At 49.7% G+C, this 13879-nt stretch carries 1 protein-coding gene and 1 pseudogene; both read left to right on the forward strand.

All coding sequences use genetic code 11. From position 1 onward, the window contains the following. Positions 1–10: 10 nt before the first annotated feature. Positions 11–10774, forward strand: a complete 10764-nt coding sequence (gene srfAA, locus MHB62_RS02010) for a surfactin non-ribosomal peptide synthetase SrfAA (protein WP_160215003.1) — start codon at positions 11–13, stop codon at positions 10772–10774. Positions 10775–10786: 12 nt separating this feature from the next. Then, a pseudogene (gene srfAB, locus MHB62_RS02015) lies at positions 10787–13876 on the forward strand (surfactin non-ribosomal peptide synthetase SrfAB); the annotation flags it as partial. Positions 13877–13879 lie beyond the last annotated feature (3 nt).

A 13879-nucleotide genomic window follows, 5' to 3' on the forward strand; every position in this document is an offset into this window, starting at 1 on the left:
GTATGACAATATGGAAATAACTTTTTATCCTTTAACGGATGCACAAAAACGAATTTGGTACACAGAAAAATTTTATCCTCACACGAGCATTTCAAATCTTGCGGGGATTGGTAAGCTGGTTTCAGCTGATGCGATTGATTATGTGCTTGTTGAGCAGGCGATTCAAGAGTTTATTCGCAGAAATGACGCCATGCGCCTTCGGTTGCGGCTAGATGAAAACGGGGAGCCTGTACAATATATTAGCGAGTATCGGCCTGTTGATATAAAACATACTGACACTACTGAAGATCCGAATGCGATAGAGTTTATTTCACAATGGAGCCGGGAGGAAACGAAAAAACCTTTGCCGTTGTACGATTGTGATTTATTCCGTTTTTCCTTGTTCACCATAAAGGAAAATGAAGTATGGTTTTACGCAAATGTTCATCACGTGATTTCTGATGGTATCTCCATGAATATTCTCGGGAATGCGATCATGCACATTTATTTAGAATTAGCCAGCGGCTCAGAGGCAAAAGAAGGAATCTCGCATTCATTTATCGATCATGTTTTATCTGAACAGGACTATGCTCAATCGAAGCGGTTTGAAAAGGACAAGGCGTTTTGGAACAAACAATTTGAATCGGTGCCTGAACTTGTTTCCTTGAAACGGAATGCATCCGCAGGGGGAAGTTTAGATGCTGAGAGGTTCTCTAAAGATGTGCCTGAAGCGCTACATCAGCAGATTCTGTCGTTTTGTGAGGCGAATAAAGTCAGTGTTCTTTCGGTATTTCAATCGTTGCTCGCCGCCTATTTGTACAGGGTCAGCGGCCAAAATGATGTTGTGACGGGAACCTTTATGGGCAACCGGACAAATGCGAAAGAGAAGCAGATGCTTGGCATGTTTGTTTCTACGGTTCCGCTTCGGACAAACATTGACGGCGGGCAGGCGTTTTTAGAATTTGTCAAAGACCGGATGAAGGATCTCATGAAGACACTCCGCCACCAAAAGTACCCGTATAATCTCCTGATCAACGATTTGCGTGAAACAAAGAGCTCTCTGACCAAGCTGTTTACTGTTTCTCTTGAATATCAGGTGATGCAGTGGCAAAAAGAAGAGGACCTTGCCTTTTTGACTGAGCCGATTTTCAGCGGCAGCGGATTAAATGATGTCTCGATCCATGTGAAGGATCGATGGGATACTGGGAAACTCACCATAGATTTTGATTACCGCACTGATTTATTTTCACGTGAAGAAATCAACATGATTTGTGAGCGCATGATTACAATGCTGGAGAACGCGTTAACGCATCCAGAACATACAATTGATGAATTAACGATGATTTCTGATGCGGAGAAAGAGAAGCTGCTTGCGAGGGCGGGCGGTAAATCTGTGAGCTACCGTAAGGACATGACGATCCCGGAACTGTTCCAAGAAAAGGCTGAGCAGCTTTCAGATCATCCAGCGGTTGTATTCGAAGATCGTACATTGTCCTATCGAACGTTACATGAGCAATCTGCACGCATCGCCAATGTGCTGAAACAGAAAGGGGTTGGCCCGGACAGTCCTGTCGCGGTTTTGATTGAACGTTCTGAACGGATGATTACAGCTATCATGGGAATTTTAAAAGCCGGCGGAGCCTATGTGCCGATTGATCCGGGTTTTCCTGCAGAGCGGATTCAATATATTTTGGAGGACTGCGGGGCGGACTTCATCCTGACTGAATCGAAGGTTGCAGCGCCTGAAGCCGATGCTGAGCTGATTGACTTAGATCAGGCAATTGCGGAAGGTGCAGACGATATGACGGAGGCTGATGTAAACGCGCGGAATCTTGCCTACATTATTTACACATCGGGAACAACCGGACGTCCGAAAGGCGTTATGATCGAGCATCGCCAGGTTCATCATTTGGTTGAATCTCTGCAGCAGACGATTTACCAAAGCGGCAGCCAAACCCTGCGGATGGCATTGCTTGCGCCGTTCCACTTTGATGCGTCAGTGAAGCAGATCTTCGCGTCGCTTCTTTTGGGACAAACCCTTTATATCGTACCGAAGAAAACAGTGACGAACGGGACCGCCCTTGCTACATATTATCGGAGAAACAGCATTGAGGCGACGGATGGAACACCGGCTCATTTGCAAATGCTGGCAGCAGCGGGCGATTTTGAAGGCCTAAAACTGAAGCACATGCTGATCGGAGGAGAAGGCCTGTCATCTGTTGTTGCGGACAAGCTGCTGAAGCTGTTTAAAGAAGCCGGCACAGCGCCGCGTTTGACTAATGTGTACGGGCCGACTGAAACGTGCGTTGACGCGTCTGTTCATCCGGTTATCCCTGAGAATGCAGTTCAATCAGCGTATGTGCCGATCGGGAAAGCGCTGGGGAATAACCGCTTATATATTTTGGATCAAAAAGGCCGGCTGCAGCCTGAAGGCGTGGCGGGTGAGCTTTATATCGCGGGAGACGGTGTGGGCCGAGGCTATTTGCATTTGCCTGAATTAACGGAAGAGAAGTTTTTACAAGATCCATTCGTGCCGGGCGATCGCATGTACCGGACCGGGGACGTGGTGCGCTGGCTTCCAGATGGAACAATCGAATATTTAGGCAGAGAGGATGACCAGGTCAAAGTCCGCGGATACCGGATTGAGCTTGGGGAAATTGAAGCCGTGATTCAGCAGGCGCCAGACGTTGCAAAAGCCGTTGTTTTGGCACGCCCTGACGAACAGGGAAATCTTGAGGTTTGCGCATATGTTGTGCAGAAGCCTGGAAGCGAATTTGCGCCAGCCGGCTTAAGGGAGCATGCGGCCAGACAGCTTCCTGACTATATGGTGCCGGCTTACTTTACAGAAGTGACAGAAATTCCGCTTACGCCAAGCGGCAAAGTCGACCGCCGCAAGCTGTTTGCGCTAGAGGTGAAGGCTGTCAGCGGCACTGCCTATACAGCGCCGCGAAATGAGACTGAAAAAGCAATCGCAGCCATTTGGCAGGACGTGCTGAACGTGGAGAAGGCGGGGGTCTTTGACAATTTCTTTGAAACGGGCGGGCATTCATTGAAGGCCATGACCCTTTTAACAAAGATTCATAAGGAAGCAGGCGTCGAGATTCCGCTTCAATATTTGTTTGAGCATCCGACGATTGCGGCTCTTGCAGAGGAAGCTGATCACAGAGAAAGCAAAGCTTTTGCGGTGATTGAACCTGCTGAAAAACAGGAGCATTATCCGCTTTCATTGGCACAGCAGCGAACATATATCGTCAGCCAGTTCGAGGATGCGGGAGTCGGCTACAACATGCCGGCAGCAGCAATTCTGGAAGGGCCTTTAGATATTCAAAAGCTGGAGCGCGCATTTCAGGGGTTAATCCGACGCCACGAGTCATTGAGAACATCATTTGTTCTTGAAAACAGCACGCCGAGACAGAACATTCACGATAGCGTTGATTTCAACATCGAAATGATTGAAAGAGGCGGCCGCTCAGATGAGGCAATTATGGCTTCATTCGTTCGGAAATTTGATTTAGCGAAAGCTCCGCTGTTCAGAATCGGTTTGCTGGGGCTTGAAGAGAACCGTCATATGCTGCTGTTTGACATGCACCATTTGATTTCTGATGGTGTATCCATTGGCATTATGCTGGAGGAGTTAGCACGCATTTATAAAGGCGAACAGCTTCCTGAACTTCGTCTCCAGTATAAGGACTACGCTGTATGGCAAAGCAGACAGGCTGCTGAAGGGTACAAGAAGGACCAGGCTTATTGGAAGGAAGTCTTTGCAGGCGAGCTCCCGGTGCTTCAGCTTCTGTCCGATTACCCAAGACCGCCTGTTCAAAGCTTTGAAGGGGATCGGGTGTCAATCAAGCTGGATGCGGGGGTAAAGGATCGCCTCAATCGTTTGGCTGAACAAAACGGCGCCACTTTATATATGGTGATGCTGTCCGCTTACTATACGCTTTTGTCAAAGTATACGGGGCAGGATGACATCATTGTCGGGACACCGTCAGCGGGCAGAAATCACTCCGATACAGAGGGCATTATCGGGATGTTTGTCAATACGCTTGCGATTCGCAGTGAGGTGAAGCAAGATGAGACGTTTACCCAATTGATCTCGCGTGTCCGCAAACGGGTGCTGAATGCCTTTTCTCATCAGGACTATCCGTTTGAGTGGCTTGTTGAAGATTTGAACATCCCGCGTGATGTTAGCAGGCATCCGCTGTTTGACACGATGTTCAGCCTTCAAAATGCGACAGCAGGCATTCCGGCTGTCGGCGATCTGTCCTTGTCTGTTCATGAGACCAATTTCAAGATTGCCAAATTTGATTTGACGGTGCAGGCGAGAGAAACCGATGAAGGCATTGAGCTTGATTTGGATTACAGCACAAAGCTGTTTAAACAAAGCACGGCAGACAGGCTGCTTACGCATTTTGCGCGTTTGCTTGAAGATGCTGCGGCTGATCCAGAGAAGCCGATTTCTGAGTATAAGCTTCTTTCTGAAGAGGAGGCTGCTTCGCAAATTCAGCAGTTTAACCCGGGCAGAACACCTTATCCGAAAGACAAAACAATTGTTCAGCTGTTTGAGGAGCAAGCGGCGAATACGCCAGACCACACTGCGCTTCAATATGAAGGCGAATCACTCACTTATCGTGAACTGAATGAACGGGCCAATCGTTTAGCCCGCGGCATTCTTTCTCTTGGAGCTGGCGAAGGCAGAACTGCGGCTGTCTTATGCGAGCGGTCAATGGATATGATTGTGTCGATCTTGGCAGTATTAAAATCAGGTTCGGCTTATGTTCCGATCGATCCGGAACATCCGATTCAGCGGATGCAGCATTTCTTCCGTGACAGCGGAGCAAAGGTGCTTCTCACTCAGAGGAAATTAAAGGCTTTGGCGGAAGAAGCGGAATTTAAGGGCGTTATCGTGCTAGCCGATGAGGAAGAAAGCTATCATGCCGATGCGCGCAATCTCGCACTGCCTCTTGATTCTGAAGCAATGGCCAACCTGACGTATACTTCCGGAACGACTGGAACACCTAAGGGGAATATCGTGACACATGCCAATATTCTCCGCACGGTGAAGGAAACGAATTATCTCAGCATTACAGAACAGGATACGATTCTCGGTCTTTCCAATTACGTGTTTGACGCGTTTATGTTCGATATGTTCGGCTCTTTGTTAAACGGAGCCAAGCTGGTGCTGATACCGAAGGAAACCGTTTTGGACATGGCTCGCCTGTCCCGCGTCATTGAACGGGAGAACATCAGTATTCTCATGATTACAACCGCTTTGTTCCACTTGCTTGTGGACTTGAATCCGGCATGCTTGTCAACGCTTCGCAAAATTATGTTTGGCGGGGAACGGGCTTCGGTTGAGCATGTCAGAAAAGCTTTGCAAACGGTTGGAAAGGGCAAGCTTCTTCACATGTATGGACCGTCTGAAAGCACGGTTTTCGCGACGTATCATCCGGTTGATGAATTGGAGGAGCACACGCTGTCTGTTCCGATTGGAAAACCGGTTAGCAATACGGAAGTATACATTCTTGACCGTACGGGACACGTGCAGCCTGCCGGGATTGCCGGAGAGCTTTGCGTCAGCGGCGAAGGACTCGTGAAAGGCTATTACAACCGTCCAGAACTGACTGAGGAGAAATTTGTTCCCCATCCGTTTACATCCGGCGAACGCATGTATAAAACGGGAGACCTTGCGAGATGGCTGCCGAATGGCGACATCGAATTTATCGGGCGAATCGACCATCAGGTGAAGATTCGCGGACAGCGCATCGAGCTTGGAGAAATCGAACATCAGCTGCAAACCCATGATCGTGTTCAGGAAAGTGTTGTGCTTGCCGTTGATCAAGGAGCGGGAGATAAACTGTTGTGTGCTTACTATGTCGGAGAAGGAGACATCTCATCACAAGAGATGAGAGAGCATGCTGCGAAGGACTTGCCGGCATATATGGTTCCTGCGGTGTTTATCCAAATGGACGAGCTGCCGCTGACAGGGAACGGAAAAATTGACCGGAGAGCGCTGCCGATTCCTGATGCCAACGTTTCAAGAGGTGTTTCATATGTTGCGCCACGCAATGAAATGGAACAAAAAGTCGCAGACATTTGGGCACAGGTGCTTCAGGCTGAACAAGTCGGCGCTTATGACCACTTCTTTGACATTGGCGGACATTCATTAGCAGGCATGAAGATGCTTGCCTTGGTTCATCAGGAACTGGGCGTTGAGCTGTCACTCAAGGATCTCTTCCAATCACCGACGGTTGAGGGCTTGGCACAGGTGATTGCCTCTGCTGAAAAAGGGACAGCCGCAAGTATCAGCCCGGCAGAGAAACAAGATACGTATCCTGTTTCTTCACCGCAAAAACGGATGTACGTGCTTCAGCAGCTTGAGGATGCGCAAACGAGCTATAACATGCCGGCGGTTCTGCGCCTGACAGGTGAGCTTGATGTTGAAAGGCTTAACAGCGTCATGCAGCAGTTAATGCAGCGTCATGAAGCCTTGAGAACCACGTTTGAAATAAAAGATGGAGAAACGGTGCAGCGGATCTGGGAAGAGGCTGAGTGCGAGATAGCCTATTTCGAAGCACCGGAAGAAGAGACAGAGCGGATCGTTTCTGAGTTTATTAAGCCTTTCAAAATCGACCAACTTCCACTGTTCAGAATAGGGCTTATCAAGCATTCAGACACTGAGCATGTGCTGCTGTTCGATATGCATCATATTATTTCTGATGGTGCATCTGTCGGTGTGCTGATTGAGGAGCTTTCAAAGCTGTACGACGGAGAAACCCTTGAGCCGCTCCGTATTCAATATAAGGATTATGCCGTGTGGCAGCAGCAGTTCATTCAGTCTGAGCTTTACAAGAAGCAAGAAGAGCATTGGCTGAAGGAGCTGGACGGAGAGCTGCCGGTGCTGACGCTTCCGACTGATTACAGTCGGCCTGCTGTTCAAACATTTGAGGGAGACCGCATTGCATTTTCATTAGAAGCAGGCAAAGCTGATGCTCTGCGCAGGCTTGCAAAAGAAACGGATTCCACGCTTTACATGGTGCTTCTGGCTTCATACAGTGCATTTTTATCAAAACTGAGCGGGCAAGACGATATCATCGTCGGTTCACCTGTGGCCGGACGATCTCAAGCGGACGTCAGCCGCGTCATCGGAATGTTCGTCAATACATTGGCGCTGCGCACGTATCCGAAGGGTGAAAAGACGTTTGCCAACTATCTTAACGAAGTGAAAGAAACGGCACTCAGCGCTTTTGATGCGCAGGATTACCCACTTGAGGATTTGATCGGAAATGTTCAGGTTCAGCGTGACACAAGCAGAAATCCGTTATTCGATGCAGTTTTTTCAATGCAAAATGCGAATATAAAGGATTTAACAATGAAAGGGATTCAGCTTGAGCCGCATCCGTTTGAACGGAAAACAGCCAAGTTTGACCTCACGCTGACGGCTGACGAAACCGACGGAGGGCTTACATTCGTACTCGAATACAATACAGCTCTGTTTAAGCAGGAAACGATTGAACGATGGAAGCAATATTGGATGGAGCTTTTAGATGCAGTTACTGGGAACCCGAACCAGCCGCTTTCCAGCCTGTCACTGGTCACTGAGACAGAAAAGCAAGCTCTTCTTGAGGCATGGAAGGGCAAAGCGCTGTCTGTGCCGACAGACAAAACGATTCATCAGCTATTCGAAGAGACTGTCCAGCGCCACAAAGACCGCCCGGCTGTCACATACAACGGCCAGTCTTGGACGTACGGTGAGCTGAATGCGAAGGCGAATCGTCTCGCGCGGATTCTGATGGACTGCGGCATCAGCCCGGATGACCGCGTCGGCATTCTCACGAAGCCGTCGCTTGAAATGTCCGCCGCGGTGCTCGGCGTCTTGAAAGCCGGAGCGGCGTTTGTGCCGATTGATCCTGACTACCCGGATCAGCGGATTGAGTATATTTTACAGGACAGCGGCGCGAAGCTTCTCTTGAAACAGGAAGGCATTTCAGTGCCGGACAGCTTTACGGGAGATGTCATTCTTCTCGACGGAAGCCGCACGATTCTAAGCCTGCCGCTTGATGAAAACGACGAGGGAAATCCAGAAACCGCTGTAACCGCGGAGAACTTGGCGTACATGATTTACACGTCTGGAACGACCGGACAGCCGAAGGGTGTCATGGTCGAGCACCATGCGCTTGTGAACCTGTGCTTCTGGCACCACGACGCGTTCAGCATGACAGCGGAGGACCGCAGTGCGAAGTACGCGGGCTTTGGGTTCGACGCTTCCATTTGGGAGATGTTCCCGACCTGGACGATCGGTGCCGAGCTTCACGTCATTGATGAAGCGATCCGCCTCGATATCGTCCGCCTGAACGATTATTTTGAAACGAACGGCGTAACGATCACGTTCCTGCCGACACAGCTTGCGGAACAGTTCATGGAGCTTGAGAACACATCACTTCGCGTCCTCTTGACCGGAGGAGACAAGCTGAAGCGCGCAGTGAAAAAGCCGTACACACTCGTCAACAACTACGGGCCGACAGAAAATACGGTCGTTGCCACAAGCGCAGAAATCCATCCGGAGGAAGGCTCGCTTTCCATCGGAAGGGCCATTGCCAATACGAGAGTATACATTCTCGGAGAGGGCAATCAGGTGCAGCCGGAAGGCGTAGCCGGAGAGCTTTGTGTGGCGGGACGCGGATTAGCGCGAGGCTATCTGAATCGAGAAGACGAAACCGCGAAGCGGTTTGTCGCTGATCCGTTTGTGCCGGGTGAACGCATGTACCGCACCGGCGACTTGGTGAAGTGGGTGAACGGCGGCATCGAATACATCGGCCGGATCGACCAGCAGGTCAAGGTCCGCGGCTACCGGATCGAGCTCTCAGAAATTGAAGTCCAGCTCGCCCAGCTTTCTGAGGTGCAGGATGCGGCGGTAACAGCTGTCAAAGATAAAGGCGGCAATACAGCGATCGCGGCGTATGTCACCCCGGAAACAGCTGATATAGAAGCGCTGAAATCAGCACTGAAGGAAACCCTGCCGGATTATATGATCCCGGCGTTCTGGGTGACACTGAGCGAGCTTCCGGTCACGGCAAACGGCAAAGTCGACCGCAAAGCCTTGCCTGAGCCGGACATCGAAGCGGGAAGCGGAGAATACAAAGCGCCGACGACCGACATGGAAGAGCTGCTTGCCGGCATCTGGCAGGACGTGCTTGGAATGTCTGAAGTCGGTGTCACCGACAATTTCTTCTCGCTTGGCGGAGATTCCATCAAAGGAATTCAAATGGCGAGCCGCTTGAATCAGCACGGCTGGAAGCTGGAAATGAAAGATCTCTTCCAGCATCCGACGATCGAAGAGCTTACCCAATATGTAGAGCGTGCCGAAGGCAAACAGGCAGACCAAGGCCCGGTAGAGGGCGAAGTCATCCTGACGCCGATCCAGCGCTGGTTCTTTGAAAAGAACTTCACGAACAAGCACCACTGGAACCAATCGGTGATGCTTCACGCCGCGAAGGGCTTTGACCCTGAACGGGTGGAGAAAACATTGCAGGCGCTGATCGAGCATCATGACGCGCTCCGTATGGTCTATCGTGAGGGACAGGAAGACGTCATTCAATACAACAGAGGTCTTGAAGCTGCTTCCGCTCAATTGGAGGTCATCCAGATTGAGGGCCAAGCTGCAGATTACGAAGACCGTATAGAGAGAGAAGCAGAGCGTTTGCAAAGCAGCATCGACTTGCAGGAAGGCGGCTTGTTAAAAGCAGGCTTGTTCCAAGCGGAAGACGGAGACCACTTGCTTCTCGCCATTCACCACTTAGTGGTTGACGGCGTCTCGTGGCGGATTCTACTGGAGGATTTCGCCGCAGTATATACACAGCTTGAGCAAGGCAATGAACCGGTTCTCCCGCAGAAAACACATTCATTTGCAGAGTATGCAGAGAGATTGCAAGACTTCGCGAACTCCAAAGCCTTTTTGAAAGAAAAAGAGTATTGGAGACAGCTTGAAGAACAAGCTGTCGCGGCAAAGCTTCCGAAAGACCGCGAATCTGGTGATCAGCGAATGAAACATACAAAGACAATTGAATTCTCGCTGACTGCTGAAGAGACAGAACAGCTCACCACAAAGGTGCATGAGGCATATCACACAGAAATGAATGATATTTTGCTGACGGCATTCGGATTGGCAATGAAGGAGTGGACGGGTCAGGATCGAGTAAATGTTCATTTAGAGGGGCACGGACGTGAAGAAATCATAGAAGACCTGACCATTTCCCGCACAGTCGGCTGGTTTACAAGTATGTACCCAATGGTGCTCGATATGAAGCATGCGGATGATCTGGGCTACCAGCTGAAGCAAATGAAAGAAGATATCAGACATGTGCCGAATAAGGGAGTCGGATACGGCATTTTGCGCTATCTGACGGCATCGGAACATAAAGAAGATGTGGCGTTCTCGATTCAGCCGGATGTCAGCTTCAACTATTTAGGTCAGTTTGACGAAATGTCGGATGCAGGTTTGTTTACGAGATCAGAGCTGCCATCAGGACAGTCATTAAGCCCTGAAACAGAAAAACCGAATGCGCTGGATGTTGTCGGATATATCGAAAACGGAAAACTGACGATGTCACTGGCCTATCATTCTCTTGAATTTCATGAAAAAACAGTACAAACATTCAGTGACAGCTTTAAAGCGCATCTTCTTAGAATCATTGAACATTGCCTATCTCAAGACGGTACGGAACTGACCCCGAGTGATCTTGGTGACGACGATTTGACGCTGGATGAGCTGGATAAATTAATGGAAATTTTCTAATAGAGGTGGCATATGAGCAAAAAATCGATTCAAAAGGTGTACGCACTGACACCAATGCAGGAGGGAATGCTGTATCATGCGATGCTTGATCCGCATTCTTCCTCGTACTTCACACAATTAGAGCTTGGGATTCACGGCGCTTTTGATCTTGAAATCTTTGAGAAAAGCGTCAATGAACTGATTCGGTCATACGATATTCTCCGTACGGTATTTGTGCATCAGCAGCTGCAAAAACCGCGTCAGGTCGTGTTAGCGGAACGCAAAACAAAGGTGCATTATGAGGATATCAGTCATGCAGACGAGAATCGCCAGAAGGAGCACATTGAGCGTTACAAACAAGACGTTCAGCGCCAAGGCTTTAACCTGGCAAAAGACATATTGTTCAAGGTGGCGGTTTTCCGCCTTGCTGCAGATCAGCTGTATCTTGTCTGGAGCAATCATCATATTATGATGGACGGCTGGAGCATGGGCGTCCTCATGAAAAGCCTGTTCCAAAACTATGAAGCGCTCAGAGCAGGCAGGACACCGGCAAACGGTCAAGGCAAGCCTTATTCCGATTACATCAAGTGGCTTGGAAAACAGGACAATGAAGAAGCGGAGAGCTACTGGAGCGAGCGCTTGGCGGGTTTTGAACAGCCAAGCGTGCTCCCGGGCCGCCTGCCTGTGAAAAAAGACGAATACGTCAATAAAGAATATTCCTTTACATGGGACGAAACATTGGTTGCCCGTATTCAGCAAACCGCAAATCTCCATCAAGTGACAGGGCCTAACCTATTTCAGGCCGTTTGGGGCATTGTTCTCAGCAAATACAACTTTACGGATGATGTTGTCTTCGGAACGGTCGTCTCAGGAAGGCCGTCTGAAATCAACGGAATTGAAACGATGGCGGGGCTGTTTATCAACACCATTCCGGTGCGGGTGAAAGTTGAACGAGATGCTGCATTCGCTGATATTTTCACAGCTGTTCAGCAGCATGCAGTAGAGGCAGAGCGTTACGATTACGTGCCGCTCTATGAGATTCAAAAACGCTCAGCCCTTGATGGCAATCTCTTAAACCATCTGGTCGCGTTTGAAAATTATCCGCTTGATCAAGAGCTTGAAAACGGCAGCATGGAAGACCGCCTCGGGTTTTCGATTAAGGTAGAAAGCGCATTTGAACAAACGAGCTTCGATTTCAACCTGATTGTGTATCCAGGCAAAACATGGACCGTCAAAATTAAATATAACGGAGCCGCCTTTGATTCCGCTTTTATCGAACGGACAGCGGAGCACCTTACCCGCATGATGGAAGCAGCTGTCGATCAGCCGGCCGCTTTTGTGCGTGAGTACGGGCTTGTGGGAGACGAAGAGCAGCGTCAAATTGTCGAGGTGTTTAACAGCACGAAAGCCGAACTCCCTGAAGGAATGGCTGTTCACCAAGTGTTTGAAGAGCAAGCGAAACGGACGCCGGCGAGCACTGCCGTCGTATATGAAGGAACCGAGCTGACGTACCGTGAGCTGAATGCAGCGGCTAACCGTCTGGCGAGAAAGCTTGTCGAACAAGGCCTTCAAAAAGGGGAAACAGCAGCGATTATGAACGACCGCTCAGTAGAAACCGTTGTCGGCATGCTGGCTGTGTTAAAAGCAGGCGCTGCATATGTGCCGCTTGATCCAGCGCTTCCGGGGGATCGTCTTCGTTTCATGGCAGAGGACAGCTCCGTTCGAATGGTTTTGACCGGAAATTCTTATACAGGGCAGGCACATCAGCTGCAGGTGCCAGTTCTTACACTGGACATAGGCATTGAAGATGGCGAAGCTGACAATCTCAACCTGCCATCCGCCCCGTCTGATTTGGCGTACATCATGTACACATCCGGTTCAACGGGCAAACCGAAAGGCGTCATGATCGAACATAAAAGCATTCTGCGCCTCGTCAAAAATGCCGGGTACGTTCCTGTTACTGAAGAGGACCGCATGGCGCAAACAGGGGCAGTCAGCTTTGATGCCGGAACGTTTGAGGTATTCGGCGCACTGCTGAATGGCGCAGCGCTTTATCCGGTCAAAAAAGAGACACTGCTTGATGCGAAACAATTTGCTGCATTCCTGCGTGAGCAAAGCATCACAACCATGTGGCTGACATCACCTTTATTCAACCAGCTTGCTGCAAAGGATGCGGGTATGTTCGGCACACTGCGCCATTTAATCATCGGCGGAGACGCCCTTGTCCCGCATATTGTCAGCAAAGTAAAACAGGCATCGCCGTCGCTTTCATTGTGGAACGGATACGGCCCGACAGAAAACACGACGTTTTCAACCAGTTTTCTGATCGACCGCGAGTATGGCGGCTCTATCCCAATCGGGAAGCCGATCGGAAATTCCACTGCCTATATTATGGATGAGCAGCAATGCCTGCAGCCAATCGGCGCGCCTGGTGAGCTTTGCGTAGGCGGAATCGGTGTAGCGCGAGGATATGTCAATCTCCCTGAGCTGACGGAGAAGCAATTTCTCGAAGACCCGTTCAGACCGGGTGAGAGAATTTACCGCACTGGTGACTTGGCAAGATGGCTGCCGGACGGCAATATCGAATTTTTAGGCAGAATCGACAACCAAGTGAAGGTGCGCGGCTTCCGAATTGAGCTTGGCGAAATTGAAACAAAACTGAACATGGCTGAGCATGTGACAGAGGCTGCGGTGATCATCCGCAAGAACAAAGCAGATGAAAATGAAATTTGCGCGTACTTCACGGCGGATCGTGAAGTGGCTGTGAGTGAGCTGAGAAAAACACTGTCTCAGTCTTTGCCTGACTATATGGTCCCTGCCCACCTGATTCAAATGGACAGCCTGCCGCTCACGCCAAACGGGAAAATCAACAAAAAAGAACTGCCTGCACCGCAATCAGAAGCCGTGCAGCCGGAATACGCAGCACCAGAAACAGAGAGTGAAAAGAAATTAGCGGAGATCTGGGAAGGAATACTCGGCGTCAGAGCAGGCGTTACCGATAACTTCTTTATGATCGGCGGTCATTCTTTGAAAGCGATGATGATGACGGCGAAAATTCAAGAGCATTTTCATAAGGAAGTTCCGATAAAAGTGCTTTTTGAAAAGCCGACTATTCAAGAACTGGCA

This window comes from Bacillus sp. FSL K6-0255, assembly GCF_045040725.1.
Taxonomy (GTDB): domain Bacteria; phylum Bacillota; class Bacilli; order Bacillales; family Bacillaceae; genus Bacillus; species Bacillus subtilis.

Bases quoted from the DNA above. Each gene is read 5' to 3' on its own strand.
- srfAA (WP_160215003.1), top strand. From the start codon at position 11: ATGGAAATAACTTTTTATCCTTTAACGGATGCACAAAAACGAATTTGG.